The sequence below is a fragment of the Terrimonas ginsenosidimutans genome, assembly GCF_022012415.1.
GTDB classification, from domain to species: domain Bacteria; phylum Bacteroidota; class Bacteroidia; order Chitinophagales; family Chitinophagaceae; genus Terrimonas_A; species Terrimonas_A ginsenosidimutans.
On the sequence record NZ_JAKLTR010000010.1, the window covers coordinates 50,272 to 71,237 of the forward strand.

Here is a 20,966-nt window from a genome sequence, read left to right on the forward strand (position 1 = left end):
AGTCAGGCATGAAAATAACAAAAAATCCTTCCTGGCACATTCGTTAGTACGAAGCACCAGGAAGGACCCGGATCTCTTTTAGCAGGATGGTCAGAAATTTTTCCGCACCCTGAATTTCCCTTCGACAACCGCTCTGCCCAACAGATTGGGGCCACATCCCGCCGGATTGATACTGAAACTTCCCTTAACAAAGCCATCAGTTTCGCCCATACTGGTAATTGTCACACCTCCTCCACTGGCGACAGGTCCATCGGGCTGGGCCAGAATACACGTGTAGTTGTCGACTCCCGTAATATGATATTGTGCATGCGTTCCTGCAGTCGAAAAAGGAGATTTATATGCATGCGTGCCAACTCCACCCTGCCAGGTCAAGAGTACAAACCGGCCAACATCATCCCCATCACTGTCGGCAATGCTATAATAATTTGCGGCCAGTTTTGTAGCGGCTGAAGTTGCTTGCCTGAACCATTCTCCACCATTTACCCTAACTTCTATCTCGCCATCGTCAGGCTGAATGGTGATGTTTTTGACTAGAAGAAATACACCACGCTGTTTCAGGTCAAGCCGGACACTTACTGCAACGGGGTTTCTGGCCGGAATAGCCGCAGGTGCCTTGTACATGGCATTAGACCCATTGGAAGTAAGGTTACCGGCACCGGCAAGGGTCCATTCTTTTACATACTTTGCAGCCATCGTTTGCTTTTTCCCTATGGCAATATCTTTTCCGGAATCAAGAGGGATGAGAAGGTCTTCTGTTGAAAATACTTCCAGCTTAGTAGCAGCACTTACCGGTATGACGGGTTGCTCCACCATCAGATAAACACTTTCAAACAGGCTCCAGTCACTGAAGTGATCTGTTATGGTAGTGATGCGGTGATTTACCTTATCGAGTTCCGTACCTCCCCGCGCCTGCCACACACCTTTTGAATCCTGGTAAGCAATACCAAGCGCTTCGGGTATGGTCCTTTTTAGATCATCATCATCATAGCTGACCTGAATGCTTACGGGTTTTGCAAACTGAACGCCATGCGGTTCTATGCGATAGGCTTGCTGCAACCCAAGCGGGTTTTGATTGCTGATCGTTTTGATGCTGATCTCTTTGTCGCTACTGAGTGCGCCCTGCGGAATCACCAGTTTCATACGCCCGTCAAAGCTTGTAACCGATCCTCCTGCACTACCAACGATCTTCCTGACGATCGGATCTGAGTCGGGAGTACCAACAGACGTAACCTCTCCTGACGGATTTGGACCAGGCTGATCCGGATCAGTTGAACCGTCTTTTTTGCATGCAAGGAAGGTCAGCGCTAACAGTGAGACAAACAGAGCTACGGATGTTTTTTTCATTATAAGGTTGTTTGGTTAAATAATTTGATCAACAACAACCCGAAAATCGTAGGAATTTTTTCGTAGGTACAATTGTATCTGAATGAATTGAGAGAAGAAGTGTATAGGACGGGATGTGGCAGGTGGCAGATTCACAACATTCAGCTGTTCATTATTCTTACAGTCTAATCCTCAACAGCAGGCTCAACTCTCCTGTTGGTAACCTATTAAGTTCTTGAATTTCATAACTTTTTTGAACACATGATCAAGATCATGTCACCGGATAACGTTCCTCATTTCCCTCCGCTGGTCAAGGGTATAGCTTTGTGTCATAAAACTTATCAATCATGAAACATAATACTGCTCCTGCACTGAACCACAATCATTCTCTTCATGCTGACAGAGTTTCTGTATTCAGCGGGCTCAATACCTGGATCAAAGCAAAATCTCCTGTTTGGGAAGAGAACAGGATCGGGATCACCGCTACTGCAATTTTTTTACAGGTAACTTTTGCCGCGATCATGATCTGCGTGGCAGGTATGGCCGGCGCTTCTCCTTTTGCATTTGGCGCCGGGATCCTTTTCGCTTTTATGGCGGACGCCCTTGTACTGGCTCAGTCTCCTATGCGCTGGATCATGGCTATGATGTTAGCCAGCCTTATCGTTAATATATCTCTGGTGATCTATTTTATAACCCTGCTTTAAAGCGGGGTCGCCGGTCCGCTCCCTCTGAAAAGGATAACGTACTGGAAAATTTTTGATGTAACAACGGCCTGATTTGTTGGCTTCAGGGATTGAAAGCCGCTGATAATTGCAAGATCGTCTGACCGGTTAAACGGACTGTTTTCGCCAGTCAGCCTGAATAGTGTGATCGCATTGGGCTTTGAGCAGGCTTTCAACTCCTGAATTCCTTTGATCAGCATCATGGAGTTGTCATTGGAAAGAGTATAAGGGACGTAACGCTGATCTGTCGGAAACCCAGGTGTTTCGCTGATGAATTTCTCGATCACCGGCTTTGGCATCATTGTTTTGATCGGCGCGACAATTGGCATCATCATTTTTGATTCAAACACCATCATTTGCATAGAAGCAACCTTACCGGTTGCTTTTTTATGCTTAACCAGTAAGGATGCAAATGGCTCTATGTTATTATACCCCGTTTGAAGCGTATGAAAATACCCGATAAAGCCATACATTTTTTTATCTTCCCAATTATTGATCGCAAGAAGACTCTCGAGGTTCCGGTAAAAGATGCTATCCCTTGTCATCCCGGCTCCGATGAAACCCAGGCTTGTCACGAAATGCTTAAAAGCCGGGTAGCGATCCTTCATCTCTGCTTTTGCTTTGGATTCCTGGGCGATCAACCGGGGTAATAATCTTCTTGCGTATTCATTCAACCCGGCCCGGTCATCGTTTGTAGCCCCTTGCGTGATCTTCAATAAAGAATCGACCGACTTCCGAAGCGACACGTCTTTAAGACCTTCGGTAAGATATACTGCATGTTCATGAACGAGAGAGTAATCCTGGAAAACATCCAGTCCGATCACCTGGAATTTCTGACCAGCGGGTAGTTCACGATAGAACTTTTGCAAGCCCTGAAACTTCCGGTAGTTCTCCTGGCTTGCCCATTGCGCCGTATCGGCCTTCCAGCTACGAAACACCTTGGAGAGTGAGCTCGTATCACCCGTTTGCAGGTATTTATTAATCAACCATGCTTTAGTAGCGTCCATCTCTGCAACATAAAATCGCACGCCGGCTTGCTGATACAGATTTTTGAACAGTGCAAGATCTACCGCCAGCGGTGCTGCGACTCCATGATTTTCGCCAAACAGGAAATATTGGTTTTTATAGAAATCTGCATCAAACAGTTTGTTGGCGATATTACTTGTGTCCAGCACGGAAGCGTTGTTACAAACAAAGCTCCCGGATGAATCGGCCTGCGAAAAGGCGTTCAATGAAGCGAACAGGAAGGTAATGGCGATAAAAGATCTCATAGTGTGTGTTTTGCGGCAGGCAGACGTCAGGCTATTGCCAAATATAGGAAATGAATTAAGAACAGGAACACTGTCTGCCAACGTCCTTGCGGAAGAAAAAAGAAAGCTGCAGACCAGGGTGGCGTGCTGGCAGCGTTCACCATACCGGAAACCTGACCCGGATGCGGAGGGAACGGGAATAAGCCGTTTTGAGTGCAGTGTACCCAATTATGGCAGCCCGGGATCTGATTGTGCGTTACCTCTTATGGTATGCCAGCAGGCAGGTATCCGTCACAGCTTCTTACCTGTTCATCACATGTTTTCTGAGGATAAAAACGGTTGGATTATTCTTGCAGAAAGAATTACAGCCATGAAAATAAGGTGGAGACAGCAGGAAATGTTTTTCGCGATTTTTACTTTTCTTCTTTTGGTGATCGATAATTTAATGTCACCTGACAGGGAATATGTAAGAACGATCATGAATGGACAGGGGCATATCATCAAATCGAGTTATACGGTCCCATTCCTGCTGCTTTATACCTTGCCCTTTCTCCTGCTGTTGGTCATCAACGGATTCCTGATCCCGCGCTACATTAAAGACCGGCGACGTGGCTGGATCTTCGCAGGCTCATTCTTCGGCAGTTGGATATTGCTGATGATCTCCTTCTCGCTTCACTATTACGTGCAATATCACTATCTCATACCAACAAACGTGACCGAGTTGCAAGCGAGATTTGATGCCCGTAAATCCGGCATCTATGCAAGCTCCACTGTTAGTCTTGTCTATATCGCTTATCTCGGGTTCAGAGAGTCGTTGATCAATTGGCTGGAAAGCGGGAAGGAAAACAATGAGTTTCGGATCATGGTTTGTAACCGGATCACGTTCACCGCCTTCCTGTATATATTAGTAGCGATATTCGCCGGTGTATTCGGAATTTTTAAAGCAGATGGGCCGGCAATATTTTACGTATTCTTCGTTCTGCCGGTGATCGTGGTATGCTTCATCAACCTGTATGTCATCTTCCCCCGGCATCACAAAAAGGGTCTTTCATCTTTAAAAAAGGTGATGGAGCTTTCGATCGCGCCATTTATACTGACTTTGATTGCATGGTTCTGCCTGATGCTTGGCTCCGGCCAATTCGCTCCTCCATCCATATTCCTGGCCACGTTCGTGTTTATGACGCTGATCGCAACATCGATCTCCTGGCTGTTCTATCTGCAACAAAGGGAAAAGATCACCACGTTGCTACAATTACAGCAGAAACTGGGACAAACGACTGCTGATCTTGCCTTCCTTCGTTCACAGATCAATCCACACTTTCTGTTCAATACGCTTAACACGCTGTATGGAACAGCACTACAGGAAAATGCAGAAAGAACTTCAAACGGGATCCAGCGGCTTGGAGATATGATGAGATTTATGCTGCATGAAAATCACCGCGACAGTATTCCATTGACAAGAGAGATAGAATATGTGCAAAACTATATTGCCTTGCAAAGTCTGAGGATCGTGAATACACCCGGGGTAAGAATAGAAACGTCGATCAGTGAATCGCAATGCGACTACTCTGTTGCGCCAATGCTGCTGATCCCATTTATTGAAAATGCGTTCAAACATGGGATCAGGCTGACAAAACCGTCTTATATAATTATCAAATTCCACTGTGATACGAAAGGCATCTACCTTGATGTTGTAAACAGCCGTCATCCAAAAACTGCCGGCCCGGGAGAGGAAGAACATTCAGGTGTTGGATTGGAAAATGTAAAACAACGATTGCAGCTGATCTATCCGGAAAAATACACACTGCAGGTACATGAAGATGATGCCGCCTTCCAGATCAGGCTGTTTATTCAACTTACCTGATGCCTCCGTTGCCATTAACCATTAGCTTATCCTTTTACCAACAAACTCTTATAGACATGAAAAAGTCCTGCCTCGCCCTGCTTATCAATTTGCTGTTCAAAGTCTCCGGAGCCCAGTGTGTGATCACAGGGTCAATTCAAACAACAAGACAATTGCCTGTTCAGCTGATCCTGCTGACGGCTGATGGTCATTACCGGCTTCCATCAATGATACTTTCCGCATCGGGTACAGGATCATTCAAAGAAACGGTGCCGGTATCGCATCCGACCTTTGCTTTGCTCAAAACAGACGAATGGCAAAAACGCATCCTGTTAAGTCCCGGCCGCAACCTGCATGCAGATATTAAGGTCGACAGTACTGCACATATCAATTTCAAATCAACAGCCGCGATAGAAAACCAGTTAATACAAAAAAGCATTCTCACTGAAAGACCATTTTTTGCCGAAGGCAATATCGAAGATCATCCTTACGGAAAAATAACTCTTAAAGAATGGAATGAAAAGATCATTACACCTATTAATAAAGAGATCAGTGAAGTTGAAAAGACAATTACCAAAAGTTCCATTCCTGAAGATCTGAAAGCATTGTTGATCAGCGAAACAAAATATGCCTATCAATGCTACTTAAATGATTTTACCAACAATACGCTCAGATGGGCGAAAAATCCGGATGAGGACACACTTCTTAAACTCGCCATGGAGTGGCAGGAAAAACCAGACAGTCTCACGCTGATCAGCGGCTTTTATGCAAACATGTCTATGAGCAGGCAATCTCAATATGCTGTCAATAGTATGGCAAGAAAAGCAAAACAAAACAAAGCAACGCTGCCTGAAGAGTTTGAGAAATTCCTGCATGTTCCATTCAGAGTAGCAGACAGCCTGGTGAAAAAATATGGAGAACGATATATTGTGGACTGGCTGTATGCGCGCATTTACTCCCCTGCTCAAATCAGAGACAAGATCCTCTATAATAAGATCATGGACGCCGCAAACGATGCAAGTTTCTCGGCCGGATATTACCTTCTTGATACGATGCAGTTCTATTATCCGAATAGCCCCTATCTTCCAGGTGCACGCGATGAGATGTCAAAGATCTCCAGGAAGCTCGCACAAAACAACAGTAACGACAAGATCCGCTATATCAAGCCCGGAAGCGTCAGCAATTTGAGTGATCTTGTAAAACCATATACCGGTAAATTGATTTATCTGGATGTATGGGGAACGTGGTGTGGCCCCTGCCGCGTTGAAATGGGATATGTAAAAGATCTGAAGAAAAAGTTTGCGGGAAAAGATGTGGTATTCATTTATCTTGATATGGATGACCCACTAAAGGAAAACTCATGGAAAGAATATATCGCCTATTTCAATATTGAAGGAGAGCACTACCGGATGAGCAGGGAAGAGATCCAGCCGATCTGGGAAGAGATCAAAAAAGCGGGTGGGTCTGCATCCGGCTATCCTACCTATGTTCTGTTTGACCGTGCGGGAAAGATCATCAGTCCTGAAGCTGAACGACCCAGCTCCCGTGAAAAATTATACACACAACTCGAAAAGGCTTTATAGATTTGTTGCAATGATAAAAGCGATCGCAATAGATGATGAACCCATTGCACTGGAAGTGATCCGGCAGCATTGCCGTTCCATTCCGTTCATTCAATTGGAACAGTGCTTTACAGATCCGGATGCAGCAATGAGCTGGTTAAATGACAATAAAGTTGACCTTCTATTTCTTGACATCCGGATGCCGGACATTTCAGGGATCGATTTTCTGAAACAGTTAAATCCCGCACCACCAACCATATTCACTACAGCGCATAGTGAACATGCCGTTCAAAGTTTTGAACTTGATGCACTCGACTACCTGTTGAAGCCCTTTTCCACCGAGCGGTTTTTGAAAGCCTGCCTGAAGGCGAAAGACTGGCTCGAACTTCGCTCCGCTGCAAAAAGAGACGCCTTTCTTTTTATCAAAACAGGGTATGAACAGGTAAAAGTGCAATTGAACGAGATCATTTATATTCAAAGCGCTGGTAACTATGTGCAGTTCGTACTACAGGGACAAAAAAAACTTCTGTCCCGCTCAACAATGGCGGAAACCATGGCCATGTTACCACCAGAAGATTTTGTGAGGATACACCGGCAATATATAGCGGGGAAACAGCACATCAGCCGTATTGAAAAAAATACAGTGTATTGCGAAGAGATGGCTTTACCAGTTGGTGCAGGATATGGATTCAACCTTTAATCAAGTTGACAAACTTCGGTATGGCCACTTAAACTGCCTGAAGGCTCAACCTTATATTATTTCCACTTTCCCGGTACAATAAACCGGGAAGGTGGAAATAATATAAGGCACGATAGCCCTGGAATGAAACAAAATTTCCATTTGCGAAAGTGAAACAGGTGGCTCAAAACACCTACTTACCATTGAATGCCTTTTCCAATTCCGCCAGGTCAAGCTTCTTCATTTGCATCAGTGCGGCCATCATGCGGTTTACCTTCTCTTTGTCCGGATCCACCGCCATCTCTTCAATCGCAATGGGAGACACCTGCCAGGAAACGCCAAACTTGTCTTTTAACCAGCCGCATTGCTGCGCTTTTGGATCACCGCCTTCCTTAAGCTTGTCCCAGTAATAATCGATCTCCTCCTGATCCTTACAGTTGACTACAAATGATATCGCCTCATTGAATTTGAAGATGGGGCCGCCATTCAGAGCAAGGAAACGGTGACCATCCAGTTCAAATTCCACGGTAAGAACAGACCCCGGCTCTTTGCCATGAATTTCTTTACCGGCTTCCGTGTAATGAGCAATACGCCCGACAGAAGAATTCTTAAAAATTCCTACATAAAAGTTCGCCGCTTCTTCAGCCCGGGTATCAAACCAGAGGCTGTTGGTAAACCGTTTGAAAGTTGCCATGAGTTTCTATTTTTGTTGTTATGCAAAGCTGTTTTTGACGAAACGTTACTCTGATGTGCCGATACGACAAAGGCATGATTCCTCAATCTGCCTTTCGTACCATACAATGGACATCATTGTCATTATAATACCACTCCACACAATACCCTTCCTGATCTATATCTTCCAGCTCCAGGATCTGTTGAAATGCTTCCCCGATCGCGGAAACATTTTTCATAAAATTGACGATCGTGATACTGTAATAATCTCCTTTGCGCAGTACCAGCGTCTCACAACCAAGCGACGCGCCCTCATTCGGAGTCAATTCCTCCGCAGCTGCTTTATACCGGATGATACCATCATCCGGGCGGGAAACACCAAAATACTTTCGTTCCCGGCTGAAAGGCACCATTGAATGAAGTTGCTGATGTGCAGCCAGCACGCCATCAGGGAAAGATGCTGCGTTCACATAAAAGACAACAATGTCTTTATCCACTTTTCTTGTTTCCATAAAAAAATATCTGTTTATTGATACAAGGTATCAAATACCGCACCGGGGGAGCAGGGCCGGATGCGACAAAGACAGGGATGATCCTGCAGGTATTTGCATTGCACTCAGGATTTCTACCGGTTTACTGGAAAAAGACGTTGAACCCCGCTCATTTGCACTTATTTAGCATCTCCGCGCAAATCCATTCAAACACTGCCAAAAAGCATTTCATCAAAAAAAACTTTGACATTCCAGGAATAAGTTCTACTTTGTGTCAAATTAACGCAAACAGATGAAAGCATTTGATCAATACCGAAATCCTGCACTTGCTGTGGACCTTGTGGTATTTGGCTATTATGAGAACAGCCTGAATGTGTTACTGCTGAACAGGAAGGAAGAGCCATTTAAAAACCGGTGGACATTGCCAGGCGCTTTCCTTCAAATGGAAGAAACATTTCTTGACACCTGCAACAGGGTACTGAATACCAAATTAGGAATGGATAACTTTTTCCTCGAACAGCTTTATTCATTTGATGCCCCGGAACGTGACCCACGCGGGAGAGTGATCGCGGTAGCGTACTATGCATTGATCAATCCCTCGAAATTTGAGATCGTTGCAGGAAATATGGCAAATGATGTGCAGTGGTTTTCCATCGATGAATTACCAAAGCTCGGGTTCGATCACAAAGACATTCTTGATGCAGCCGTTAAGCGCCTTCGTGCAAAGATCCTCTACAACCCGGTAGGATTTGAATTACTGAATGATGAATTCACGATGCCGGAACTGCACCGGTTATATGAAACGATCCTGCAAACAAGTATCGATCGAAGGAATTTCCGTAGGAAGATCCTCGATTCAGACTACCTCGTAAGCTCGGGATCCAAACGAGAAGGGTTACAGAACAGACCTCCTGATCTGTATCAATTCAATAAAGCACTTAAACCAAATAAATTTCAAATCAATATTGACCTGTCATGAAAGTATCACCTATTATTCTGAAAGACGGCTATAAAGTCGGGCACAAATTCCAGTACCCCGAAGGCACTACACTTGTTTACTCTAACCTTACACCAAGAAAGGCCCGCAATCCGGAAGTGGATGAGATCGTTTTTTTCGGTCTGCAATACTTTATCAAAGAATACCTGATCAAACAATTTGATGAATTGTTTTTCAAACAACCGAAGGATGACGTGATAAAAGCATACGCAAGAAGATTAGATAATTATCTTGGCAAGGACAGCATCTCTTATGATCATATTGAAAAGCTTCATGACCTCGGGTATCTCCCTCTTGAAATAAAAGCACTACCAGAAGGAACGCTTGTACCCATGAAAGTGCCGATTTTTACGATCAGAAATACAAAGCCTGAATTCTTCTGGGTAACCAATATGCTGGAGACGGTATTGAGTGCTATCATCTGGAAGCCCTGTACATCTGCAACAACTGCATTCCAGTATTTGAGAACCTTCACCAAATATGCAAATGAAACAGTGGGTGAAGACAAAGGCTTTATCCCATGGCAGGGACATGATTTCTCTTTCCGGGGTATGAGCGGGATCGAAGATGCAATTATGAGTGGTGCGGGCCACCTGCTTTCTTTCGCCGGTACAGACACAATTCCGGCAATTGACTTCCTTGAACAGTACTACAATGCTGATTGCGAAAAGGAACTGGTCGGCGGGTCTGTTCCCGCTACCGAGCATAGCGTGATGTGTATGGGAACACAAGGAGATGAGATCAACACTTTCGATCGCCTGATCTCTAAAGTATATCCTGCCGGTATCGTTTCTATTGTAAGCGATACATGGGATTTCTGGCAGGTGATCACTGAATTCCTGCCGCAACTGAAAGAAAAGATCCTTGCAAGAGACGGTAAAGTGGTGATCCGCCCCGACAGTGGTGATCCTGTAAAAATCATTATTGGAGATAAAGACGCAAAACCAGGAACTCCTGAATTCAAAGGAGCGATCGAATGCATGTGGGAAACATTTGGCGGCACCATTACAGACAAAGGATTTAAGTTGCTTGATGGACACATTGGCCTTATCTATGGTGACAGCATCACAACAGAAAGACAGGAGTCCATCCTCGCGGGATTAAAAGAAAAAGGATTTGCAAGTTATAATGTCGTTCTGGGAATTGGCTCTTTTACCTATGAATATGTAACCCGTGATACATTCGGCTTTGCCATGAAAGCTACGTATGGCGAAGTAAATGGAGATGGCCGCGATATATACAAAGACCCTAAAACCGATGACGGCACAAAAAAATCGGCCAAAGGTCTGATGCAGGTGTATCGTGATCACAATGGAAAATTAGCATTAAAAGATCAATGCACATGGGAAGAAGAAGCCCAGGGAGAATTGAAAACCGTATTTAAAGACGGCAAGCTGGTAGTTGATCTGACTTTGGAGGAAATACGTAAACGGGTCAAAGCACAACTTTAACGCGAATGGACAAAAACACTCACGAATGGACGGAAATCAGCACTGACGGCCGGAGCAGAATTAAAGACAGATTTGATCATGAGGAATATTGAGATTGGGAATTATGAAACAATAAACAGTTCACTTCCACGCTCGGGACAACAGATAGTTGCCCAGCATACAGAAAACGACATTATTGTCTATCAGGCGTATAATCCATCTATTGCAGATTACGCCGTAAAGGAACAACGTTTAGGAGGAAATGCTTTCAGTTACAACCGCATGTCCTGGATCAAACCGAATTTCCTCTGGATGATGTACAGATGCGGATGGGCGGCTAAAGAAAACCAGGAAAGAGTGCTAGCTATCCGCATCAGAAAGAAAAGCTTTCTTGAGATATTGGAGAATGCTGCTATTTCCAGTTTCAGAACTGGTCATCACGAAAGCTTTGACGCGTGGAAAAATGAACTTGCTGACAAAGAAGTAAGGCTCCAATGGGATCCGGATCATGACCCGTTTGGAAACAAACTCACAAGACGTGCGATCCAGCTTGGCTTAAAGGGAACATCGTTAAAGAACTTCGGACAACGTGATATTCTGCAAATAGATGATATCACTCCATTCGTTGAAGAGCAAAGACAATTCTTAAAAAAAGAACAGCTCCATCAGCTTAGGATACCGGTTGAAACGGTGTGGAATATAGGCCATCCTTTAATTGAAAGAAAAGTAGGCATCATCAATGAAAACAGTAACGCTTTATAGACCTGTAGGCATAAAAGAGCTGCAACTGATCGAAGGATCCGGGTGGAAGGAATTCCCTCCGCGGCTTTTCTGGCAACCTATCTTTTACCCGGTCCTCAATCAGCCATATGCTGAGCAGATCGCCAATGACTGGAACACACAGGATGAATCTTCCGGCTATTGTGGCATCGTGACACGTTTCGACCTCGCAGAGAAACACTACAGGTTGTATGAAACGCAAAACGTTGGCGGAGAAATTCACAATGAACTTTGGGTTCCGGCAGAGGATCTGAAAGAGTTCAATCGCCATATATCAGGTACGATCACTATCGTCAACGCTTTTTTCGGAGAAAAATTTGTGATGCCTGAACATCGGGCATTGAGCCTGGAACTTATAAAATTTCTTTGAAATGAAATACCATAATGAATGGCTCATCAAAAAGGCCGAATCATCTGAGCAGATCAGGTTTCTCTTTTTTTGGGGACATCAGCCTTCAAAAAATGGCGAAATCACTAAAACCTGTTTTAGCCAGTGGTGGGAATCTTCTTTCACCGTTGATGGGATCACCTACCATACCGCTGAGCATTGGATGATGGCAGGCAAAGCCCGTATGTTCAATGATGAACAGACGCTGACAAAAATTATCAGTGCCGGCAGCGCGCCTGAAGCGAAAAAACTGGGAAGAGAAGTGTCTGGCTTTGATCCCCAAAAATGGGACGAAGAAAAATATCCATTGGTGGTAAAGGGAAATCTTGCAAAATTCTCTTCAAATCCGCTTTTGGAGAACTTTCTGGTTGGTACAGGAGACATAGTTATTGCAGAAGCCAGCCCGGTTGACAGCATCTGGGGAATCGGACTGGCAGCGGACCATCCAGATGTATTAAAGCCATCAAAATGGAAAGGTGAAAACCTTCTGGGTTATGCTTTGATGGAGGTACGTGATCTGCTGATGCAAAATAAATAATGATGGAAAATAATAATAATGCTAAAAATATTCTGCTGGGTGTCGCAGTCGGTGATGCATTAGGTGTACCTGTTGAATTCAAATCGAGGGAATACCTGAAACGTGAACCTGTTCAGGCAATGATCGGATACGGTACACATCATCAACCTGCCGGCACCTGGTCTGATGACAGCTCGTTGACCTTCTGCCTGGCCGAAACACTTGCAGGGAAATTCGATCTTACAAAACTGGCAGAGACGTTTGTGAACTGGAAAAATCATGGCTACTGGAGTGCACATGGTGAAGTATTTGATATTGGTATCAGTACTAACTACGCAATCGACAGACTTTCGCGGGGCACACATCCTGTTAATGCTGGTGGAGATACAGAAGGGGATAATGGGAATGGCTCGCTTATGCGGATCCTTCCACTTGCTCTCGCTTTCAAAGGAAAAAATGTCGATCAGCAATTTCAGCTGACAAAAGAAGTATCTTCCCTTACGCATGGCCATATCCGCTCGGTGTTATGCTGCTTTATCTATTTGCAGATCGCATCAGCGATCCTCGAGGGAATGAATATGAGCGATGCGCTGCGAACTGCCTGCAGCACGGTAAATAAGTACCTCGATGAAACGGCAACATGCACCATAAAAGAAAGAACGGTGCTGGTTCGCATCCTGAATGATCAACTTCGAGTTCTTGAAGAATCACAGATACCCTCTTCAGGATATGTTGTAAGTACATTGGAAGCATCCATCTGGTGTCTGTTAAACACTGACAACTTCAGAGATGCAGTATTGAAAGCTGTCAACCTTGGAAATGACACAGATACAACCGGTGCCGTAACGGGAGGTCTTGCCGCATTATTATATGGCTGGGAGAGCATTCCGCCGGAATGGCTCAACATACTGGCAAGGAAAGACGCGATCATAGACCTCGCAGAAAGACTTTCTGTAAAAACGAACTAATCATGAGCAGAACGATCGCTATAGGAGACATACACGGTGGGCTTAAAGCTCTTCAGCAGGTCATCGATCTGGTTAAACCGACTGACGAGGATCTGCTGATCTTTCTCGGCGACTATGTTGACGGCTGGTCACAATCAGCACAGGTGATCGACTACCTGATCGCCCTTTCAAAAAGGCAGTTCTGCATTTTTATAAAAGGAAATCATGACGCCTGGTGCGAGGCATGGCTTTCTTATGAACGTTTGGATAAAGAATGGCTCAACAATGGCAGCGGACAAAGCACTGTCGATTCATATAAAGACCATACTCCGGAAGAGAAAGAACAGCACGCTATATTCTTTAACAGCATGCGCTCTTATTATGCAGATGAACATAACCGGCTTTTTATTCACGCTGGTTTCAGCTCCATGCACGGACCGGAAAAGGAACGGTATGAAACCACATATTTCTGGGATCGCACACTTTGGGAAACTGCTTTGGCCCTGGATAAGGAGCTTATGCCTGAAAGTAAATTATATCCAAGACGTCTGAAGCTTTTCAAAGAGATCTTTATTGGTCATACTCCTACCACAAACTATGATGTAAACACACCCATGCATTATGCCAATGTGTGGAATATCGATACCGGAGCAGCTTTCACCGGAGCAGTTACAGCTATCGATGCAGATACAAAAGAATACTGGCAAAGCGATATTGTTCAAAAACTTTACCCCTCCGAAAAAGGGAGACATAAATAAACGACATGAAAACATTCAACCTGATCAACCCAGACCGTTCTGACATCCGGTATAGCGTTATGACGTTTCCCGATAGTCAGCCGCATATAAAGATAGACACCGCCAGCGCCAACATACTTGATAAAACAGAGCCATTACGTATTCTCACCCGTGTATCCAACGCGAATGATCTGCTGCTTGCACTGTTTATCAAAAATACGCTGGATTACTGGGAGTTTGAAAAAGTGGAGCTTCATATCTCCTACCTTCTGGCCGCCCGTATGGATCGTGTAATGCTGGACGGAGAGCCCTTTTCACTCAGGGTAATGGCCGGAATAATCAACCAGGCAAATTTCAGGAAGGTGAAGATCTTTGATCCTCACTCTGAAGTTTCCACCGCATTGATCGACCGTTCTTATGCCATCACAAACCATGAGTATGTAAGTGATGTACTTACCGACTATTTTGCAAAGAACAAAGGTGGTGATTATGCACTGGTTTCTCCGGATGGAGGCGCATTAAAAAAGATACATAAGCTGGCACATTACCTGAATGTCGAAAATGTGGTTGAATGCATGAAAGAACGTGATGTGCGTACCGGCGCACTGACAAGTTTCAAGACGACGACAGAAAACCTTTCCGGGCAGATCTGCTTCATCATCGATGATATCTGCGATGGCGGAGGCACGTTTGCAGGTACTGCGAAAATGCTGAAAGAGAAGGGTGCATCAAAAGTAATACTCGTTGTTTCTCACGGGATCTTCAGCAAGGGTACAAAAATTGAATCGGTGGATGAGATCTACAGTACGGATTCTTTTAAGCCGCTGGAAGGCTTAAATTGTTTTGGAATCGAGAAGTACTTGTACTGATATTTTATTGTTACAGTGAAATAGCTTAAGATAGAAGGTGCCGCCGGCAGCAAAAAGGGCAGAGGAAATCCCCCTGCCCTTTTTTAGAAGCTACTATCAGTATGTTTTCCCTTACAACACGATCTTACTTGATCTCAACCGGCCTTCTGAATGCTGTTGAGAAAATATCTACATAGAATTGATCAGTTTTATTCTCCTGTATCTGCACTTCCATTCTTCTTGTACCAGCAACAGCGCTGTTCAGCAGCTTGATATACACCGTATCAGTGGCCTGCACTGCTTTGGGAAATGTAATTGAATAAGCACCATTTCCGTCCGGAGTGATCTTATTGCCGTTCTTATCAACGATAGAATAATCCTGGTCAAGTACAGCTGCACCTGTAGCCGGATTCACAATAGCATATTTCGCTACTGCATCATAATTACGTGTGAACGTAGAATAAAACTGAACAGGGAACTTGATCAACGCAGCCTGGTTACGGGTCACGCTAACGCCGGTATTATTATTCGGAACAAAAATGGCGTAGTAATGATGTTCGTATTCAGGTAAGCCTGCCGGATAATCTTTCTTTTCGCAGGAACTTAAGAGAATGCCACCGACAACGAGTGAGGCGATATATTTGATAAACTTCATGATCTTTCTTTTAATGATTATTGCCAATTAGGATTCTGGGTAACATTTCCCTTGCTGAGATTGATCTCATTTACCGGTACGGGATAGAGATAGTCGCGATCCGCCCGGAAGAACCGTGTCGCAGCGGTTTCTGCAACGATCACCCGATCAGCGTTCAGATTAAGCGTATTTGCATTGGTACCTGGCCAATCTGCCTCCACAAATTTTGCCCCGAGGAGTGATTGTGGCAGGACTGTTTCTGCAGTTTTCCAACGGCGGATATCATTATACCTGAAACCTTCAAGTGCGAGTTCTACTGATCGTTCACGACGGATCTCTTCGCGCATGCTGAGATTATTTGCTGTTGCAAAAGCATTTGTCAGCTTCGCTGCCAGCCCTGCTCTCGTACGCAACGCATTGACAGTACGATTCAGATCAGCATCACTTATCGAACCATCTCTTTCATAAAGCGCTTCAGCGAGGGTGATCAATACTTCGCCATAACGGATCAGGATCTTATCAACTGTTGCAGCTCCGTTGATGGTTTGATCTTCGATATTGAAGCCTTTTTTAGCAGCATAGCCCGAACGCGATCCTAACGTGGTAGTTGGAAGCCATGGGCCTTTATATGCCGTTTCGCCGGAAAGATATACGGTAAAGCCTAAACGTGGATCACGGTTCTGAAGGATCGTGTTATAAGATGGCTCTGCGCCTTCTGCTACGAACAACGTTGACCTGGTTGCGGACGGGGTGTTATCCGTGTTGAATGCAGGCAGTCCATCTGTATACAGGTATTGACGAAGTAAATTACGTGTAGGTGCGATACGTCCATTCTCAAGATCTCTTGAGTTATTATGCCCCAGGAAGAGATTGGAATTGCTTACACCAAATATCTTCACCAGAATGTTCTCTGTATTGGCCGGCCCCTCTCCTGCCTGCAGGAACAGGTTACCATAGTTTGGATACAAGGTATGTCCCTGGGAGAGAACTTGCTCCGCAGCAGCAACTGCTACCGCCAGATGAGCCTGCGCGTCACCGGCGTTGTGAAACTTATTCCAGGTACCTGCGAATAATCCCGCACGTGCTTTCAAAGCCCATGCAGTGCTTTTGGTTACGCGGCCAAATTGAGCTGCGGGTAACGCTGCACGGGTAGGCAACCATTGCGCAGCGAAATCAAGATCTTCATAAATAGCATTCATCACATCATTACGTGATGTACGCGGTACAAACAGATCTTCAGAATTATAGCTCAGTGTTTTCAATACTAACGGCACATCTCCGTATTTCATTACCAGGTCGAGGTAAGCATATGCCCTGAAAAAACGTGCTTCTCCAAAATAACGGTTCCGGATCGCGTCAGTAACAGAGGCTTTCAATCCTTTCTCAAGGATATTGTTGGCTGTGAAGATCTCGTCATACCGCCCGCTCCAGTCACCACTGGTTCCGGGAATATTGCGGGTACCATTGCTGATGTTATTAGGTCCGCCCTGGCTGACATTATCATCGCCACGGTTATCGATCCAGTTGGCCGCCAGTTGCTGATATAGACGGTTCGCCGCATTCTGCAGATCTGTCTCTGTATTCCAGAAATCCGTATCGGAAAAATTTGTTTCCGGTGTGCGGTTAATTGAGCAGGCAGAGAGTGTAAAACCCGCAACAATCAGTATATAAAAATATCGGTTAATCTTTTTCATAATAAATTCCTCCTTGAATTAAAGGGTGAAGCTGAGACCAAAAGAAATCGTACGATAGAATGGATAAGAAGTTGCGCTTACGTTGTTACCCACTTCAGGGTCAAATACGCTCAGCACTTTTGTTGACTCCCAGAGATCCTGGCCAGATACGTACACTTTCATATCGCGTACATATTTCTTGTTGATCGGCAGCACGTATCCTACCTGGATGTTTTTTAAACGCAGATAGTTCCCATTCTGGGCCCATCTGTCTGACGCCAGGTAGTTATGTGCACTTGTCTGGTACATACGCGGGAAATAGGCATTGTTGTTTTCCGGAGTCCAGCGATCCATATGAATTGTCCATGGCATATCCGCCGTTCCAAACATCGGAGCAAGCGTTCCCTGGTCCACAAGAAAAGTTCTTTTCAATGCCCCCTGGAAAAATGCAGAGAAGTCAAAACGTTTCCAGGTGAATCCAACATCGAATCCATATGTATAACGTGCATTCGTTGTGCCAAGGAAAATAAGATCGCCAGGATTAGAAGGGTTATTCTCACCCGCATCGATCCTGCCATTGCCGTTCAGATCCAGGTATTGTATATCGCCAGGCCCGATACCAGGAAAGAGTGGAGTAACTTTTGATTTGTAGGCATTTACTTCATCCACTGAATTAAAATATCCGGGAGCTGTACGATAACCCCAAACTGTATTCATTGGATATCCCTCAAGGAAGCCAACAACGCCAGGTCCATTGATCGTATTTGCTGCATTATATTTAACGAGTTCATTCTGGTTGTCTGCGATATTGAATCCTACGCGGTATTCAAAGTCTTTACCAACCCTGTCTCTCCATTTCACTTCAAGTTCGGTACCCCAGCTTTTCAACTCACCTACGTTAAACGAAGGAGTAGCGATACCAATGATATTAGGCAGGTTCAAAGGCGCAAGCATGTCAATGTTACGCTTCACATAATATTCAGCGGTAATGCTCAGCCTGTTTTTCAGCAAACCGATATCAAGGCCCACGTTTGTCTGACGAACAGTTTCCCAGGTCACATCCGGTGAAGCAAGCACACCCTGGTAAAAATATTGTGTGCGTTGACCATTGAACACGAGATTATTCGAAGTAGAAAGACCGCTTGTCAGCAAAGGAATATAAGGATACAGTCCCAAAGGAGAGCCATTACCCAGGTTACCCCATGAAGCTCTCAGTTTCAGATTGTCAATAAAACTTAAATTATCCTTAATGAAATTTTCTTCGCTGATCCTCCAGGCGGCTGACATGGAAGGGAAAAGATCCCAACGGTTTTGCGGAGCAAGACGTGAGCTTCCGTCATAACGATACGATGCTTCAAAGAAGTATTTGCTGCGGAAGTTATAATTGAATCGTCCGAACATGGAACCAAGCGCCCATGTTTCAACTCTGTCATTGCTCGTTGTAAGCAAAGGATCACCCAGGCCTATTGCAAAGAAATCATTCGTGATCATCTTCTTCGCATTGGCGGTGAATTCATCCTTCCGGTATTCTTCATAAGAAGCTCCCTGCATGATCTTAAAGTCATGATCGCCCTTTTTCAGCGAATAGGTTAAGTAGCCCTGCAGGTTATTCTGATAAGCCTTGTTTTTTGTAAGCGTGATCGAGTTTGGATCATTGACGCTGAAACGAACAGTTCCTGCAGTACGTCCGTACCAGAATAAACTGCGGCTGTTGTTTTCCATATTGTATGTGTTCTGGTTTCTCCACCCGATCACATCAAATGTCAAACCCTTTACGACATTCTTTATCTGGACACCCACACGACCTGTAAAGGTCTCGTAGTCGCGCTTTTCCATGCCGGCATTCTTTTCAATATCAACCGCATTGATCTGCAGGTCACCATTGTAGATCTGGCCGTTTACCATTTCAGGCGCATAAAGCGTTTGCCTGGCGCGGCTGCGGTAAAGCCGGTTAATGATCTGGTCTGTACCAAATGAATTCTCCCTGGTGACAGAACCGATATAGTTTGTAGTCACTGAAACGCTGACATACTTGCTCACTTCTGCATTTACGTTCAGCTTCAGGTTTGTACGGAAGTTATCATCAGGCCCGTATCTCAATACGCCATCGCGTTTGTAATAGCTTCCCGAAAGGAGATAGTTCAGTTTCTGTTCGCCACCGCTAACATTCATGGAATAGTTTTGCATGTGGTTGATCTTATCCATCCCTTCTTTGATCCAATCATTATTTCCAAAATACTCCCATCTGTCTTGTGTCGGGTTTGGACGAACGGAGAAGTTAGGGTTCATCAACCATTCGATCTGCTCTGCGTTGAACTCAGGGCTACCGGTTGCGTTTACCCGTGATTCGTTGATCAGGATCTGCTCGTCCCATGAATTCAATCTTTGTGGCTGACGTGCTGTGATATTAACACCATAATAGCTGTTGAAACCAATACGCGTTTTTCCTGGTGCACCTTTTTTAGTTGTGATCAGGATTACACCCGCGGCCGCACGTGCACCGTAGATAGCGGAAGCAGAGGCGTCTTTCAAAACAGAGATCGACTCAACATCATTCGCATCGATCAGGTTCATATCCTGCTCTACTCCATCGACAAGAACCAGCGCATCAGCGCCATTCGCAGAGGTGAAACCACGGATCCGGACACCTAAGCCTTCACCACCAGGCTTTCCGCTTCCTCTCACAACAGTTACGCCAGGAAGTACTCCCTGCAATGCACCGGTAACGTTAGGAACAGGACGGTTGATCAGATCTTTACCACCAACCTGGGCCACTGCACCGCTAAGATTTGCCTTACGTTGTGTTCCATAACCGATCACGACAACATTCTCTAGCGACTGAGGATTCTCGGTAAGATTTACATTAAAGGTTTCACGTCCATCAACAGTCTGATCGACACTGTTATACCCGGCAAAAGAGAAGGTAAGTACGGCGCCTACTTCAGCGCTGATCGAATACGCACCTTTCGTGTCAGTTACCACACCATTGTTGGTTCCTTTCACTGTTACGTTCACCCCCGGCATTGGTGCACCCTTTGCATCATTCACGATGCCGGATACAGTCTTCGCCTGTGCGAAAAGAAGGGAATTGTGCAGTTGTACAATAGATAGAAGGAAAAAACATACTAGCCATTTCCGCACACGGAAAGGCTGAATGCCTGAGGAGGATTCGACTCTCATACAGCAATCGTTTTTGTTTACAGTTAGATTCTAAAAAAGTTACAGTGTACCCATTTGCTACCCGGTACCGGCAGGAATATCATTTTTCAATGATGGCCTGTGTCGAAAATCACAGACCTTATTATACAAACAAGAAAAAGATTAAGCCGCTATCGGCAACTCCGTTTTTAAAACGAGACGTTCTAAAAACAGACACTACCAACATCCAGCTTGTTCTTTTCTCAGTCGGACAATTGTAATTCCGCTGTTAAGTTGTCTAAATTTTATTACACAGGGAACGAAAACGTCCGCTT

General features: G+C 44.8%; 19 protein-coding genes. 12 read left to right on the top strand and 7 right to left on the bottom strand.

Annotation, left to right across the window (positions count from 1 at the left end; translation table 11 throughout):
• Positions 1–90: 90 nt before the first annotated feature.
• On the bottom strand, positions 91–1,344 hold the full coding sequence (locus LZZ85_RS15760; RefSeq protein WP_237873874.1) for a hypothetical protein: 1,254 nt from the start codon (positions 1,342–1,344) through the stop codon (positions 91–93).
• Positions 1,345–1,670: 326 nt separating this feature from the next.
• On the opposite strand from LZZ85_RS15760, the gene LZZ85_RS15765 reads away from it, so the two are divergent.
• Positions 1,671–2,027 (top strand): hypothetical protein, encoded by a 357-nt coding sequence (locus tag LZZ85_RS15765; RefSeq protein ID WP_237873876.1) that lies wholly within the window; start codon positions 1,671–1,673, stop codon positions 2,025–2,027.
• Here LZZ85_RS15765 and LZZ85_RS15770 read toward each other — a convergent pair.
• Positions 2,024–3,316, bottom strand: a complete 1,293-nt coding sequence (locus LZZ85_RS15770) for a TraB/GumN family protein (RefSeq protein ID WP_237873878.1) — start codon at positions 3,314–3,316, stop codon at positions 2,024–2,026. The two genes, LZZ85_RS15765 and LZZ85_RS15770, sit on opposite strands and share 4 nt — an antisense overlap.
• On the opposite strand from LZZ85_RS15770, the gene LZZ85_RS15775 reads away from it, so the two are divergent.
• The 3 genes from LZZ85_RS15775 to LZZ85_RS15785 are packed head-to-tail and all read left to right on the top strand — an operon-like array spanning position 3,297 to position 7,400.
• Positions 3,297–5,159, top strand: coding sequence for a sensor histidine kinase (locus LZZ85_RS15775; RefSeq protein ID WP_237873882.1), 1,863 nt, complete (start codon positions 3,297–3,299; stop codon positions 5,157–5,159). The two genes, LZZ85_RS15770 and LZZ85_RS15775, sit on opposite strands and share 20 nt — an antisense overlap.
• 56 nt (positions 5,160–5,215) lie before the next feature.
• Positions 5,216–6,721, top strand: coding sequence for a TlpA family protein disulfide reductase (locus LZZ85_RS15780; protein ID WP_237873884.1), 1,506 nt, complete (start codon positions 5,216–5,218; stop codon positions 6,719–6,721).
• 10 nt (positions 6,722–6,731) lie between these two features.
• On the top strand, positions 6,732–7,400 hold the full coding sequence (locus LZZ85_RS15785; protein WP_237873886.1) for a LytR/AlgR family response regulator transcription factor: 669 nt from the start codon (positions 6,732–6,734) through the stop codon (positions 7,398–7,400).
• Between the two features lie 172 nt (positions 7,401–7,572).
• Here the strand turns inward: LZZ85_RS15785 and LZZ85_RS15790 are convergent, their stop codons facing one another.
• Both LZZ85_RS15790 and LZZ85_RS15795 read right to left on the bottom strand, forming a co-directional pair.
• Positions 7,573–8,073, bottom strand: a complete 501-nt coding sequence (locus tag LZZ85_RS15790; RefSeq protein ID WP_237873888.1) for a VOC family protein — start codon at positions 8,071–8,073, stop codon at positions 7,573–7,575.
• An 82-nt stretch (positions 8,074–8,155) separates the two neighbouring features.
• A complete protein-coding gene (locus LZZ85_RS15795) occupies positions 8,156–8,563 on the bottom strand; it encodes a hypothetical protein (protein ID WP_237873890.1) in 408 nt (135 codons plus the stop codon).
• 271 nt (positions 8,564–8,834) lie between these two features.
• Here LZZ85_RS15795 and LZZ85_RS15800 point away from each other — a divergent pair, with 271 nt between their 5' ends.
• The 8 genes from LZZ85_RS15800 to LZZ85_RS15835 all read left to right on the top strand — a co-directional run bounded on the left by LZZ85_RS15800 (position 8,835) and on the right by LZZ85_RS15835 (position 15,207).
• A complete protein-coding gene (locus LZZ85_RS15800; RefSeq protein WP_237873892.1) occupies positions 8,835–9,521 on the top strand; it encodes an NUDIX hydrolase in 687 nt (228 codons plus the stop codon).
• Positions 9,518–10,990 carry a nicotinate phosphoribosyltransferase gene (locus LZZ85_RS15805; RefSeq protein ID WP_237873896.1) on the top strand — a complete coding sequence of 491 codons (1,473 nt, stop codon included), beginning with the start codon at positions 9,518–9,520 and terminating at the stop codon, positions 10,988–10,990. The genes LZZ85_RS15800 and LZZ85_RS15805 overlap by 4 nt, the downstream gene beginning before the upstream one ends.
• 78 nt (positions 10,991–11,068) lie before the next feature.
• On the top strand, positions 11,069–11,731 hold the full coding sequence (locus tag LZZ85_RS15810) for a DUF4291 domain-containing protein (protein ID WP_237873898.1): 663 nt from the start codon (positions 11,069–11,071) through the stop codon (positions 11,729–11,731).
• A complete protein-coding gene (locus LZZ85_RS15815) occupies positions 11,709–12,119 on the top strand; it encodes an ADP-ribosylation/crystallin J1 (protein WP_237873900.1) in 411 nt (136 codons plus the stop codon). Before LZZ85_RS15810 ends, LZZ85_RS15815 begins: the two co-directional genes overlap by 23 nt.
• A gap of 1 nt (position 12,120) precedes the next feature.
• The gene (ybiA, locus tag LZZ85_RS15820; protein ID WP_237873901.1) at positions 12,121–12,675 is read left to right on the top strand and encodes a riboflavin biosynthesis intermediates N-glycosidase; all 555 of its coding nucleotides are present in this window, start codon (positions 12,121–12,123) and stop codon (positions 12,673–12,675) included.
• Between the two features lie 2 nt (positions 12,676–12,677).
• A complete protein-coding gene (locus LZZ85_RS15825; protein WP_237873907.1) occupies positions 12,678–13,622 on the top strand; it encodes an ADP-ribosylglycohydrolase family protein in 945 nt (314 codons plus the stop codon).
• 2 nt (positions 13,623–13,624) lie between these two features.
• Positions 13,625–14,359 carry a metallophosphoesterase family protein gene (locus tag LZZ85_RS15830; protein WP_237873908.1) on the top strand — a complete coding sequence of 245 codons (735 nt, stop codon included), beginning with the start codon at positions 13,625–13,627 and terminating at the stop codon, positions 14,357–14,359.
• A gap of 5 nt (positions 14,360–14,364) precedes the next feature.
• Entirely contained in the window at positions 14,365–15,207 is an 843-nt protein-coding gene (locus LZZ85_RS15835; RefSeq protein ID WP_237873909.1) for a phosphoribosyltransferase family protein, read from the top strand.
• A gap of 124 nt (positions 15,208–15,331) precedes the next feature.
• Here the strand turns inward: LZZ85_RS15835 and LZZ85_RS15840 are convergent, their stop codons facing one another.
• Genes LZZ85_RS15840 through LZZ85_RS15850 form a run of 3 tightly spaced genes read right to left on the bottom strand, consistent with a single transcriptional unit; the run spans position 15,332 to position 20,673 of the window.
• Positions 15,332–15,841 carry a hypothetical protein gene (locus tag LZZ85_RS15840; protein WP_237873910.1) on the bottom strand — a complete coding sequence of 170 codons (510 nt, stop codon included), beginning with the start codon at positions 15,839–15,841 and terminating at the stop codon, positions 15,332–15,334.
• 17 nt (positions 15,842–15,858) lie between these two features.
• Positions 15,859–17,514: a RagB/SusD family nutrient uptake outer membrane protein gene (locus LZZ85_RS15845; protein ID WP_237873914.1), complete on the bottom strand. Its 1,656-nt coding sequence runs from the start codon at positions 17,512–17,514 to the stop codon at positions 15,859–15,861.
• Positions 17,515–17,532: 18 nt separating this feature from the next.
• The gene (locus tag LZZ85_RS15850; protein WP_237873915.1) at positions 17,533–20,673 is read right to left on the bottom strand and encodes a SusC/RagA family TonB-linked outer membrane protein; all 3,141 of its coding nucleotides are present in this window, start codon (positions 20,671–20,673) and stop codon (positions 17,533–17,535) included.
• Positions 20,674–20,966 lie beyond the last annotated feature (293 nt).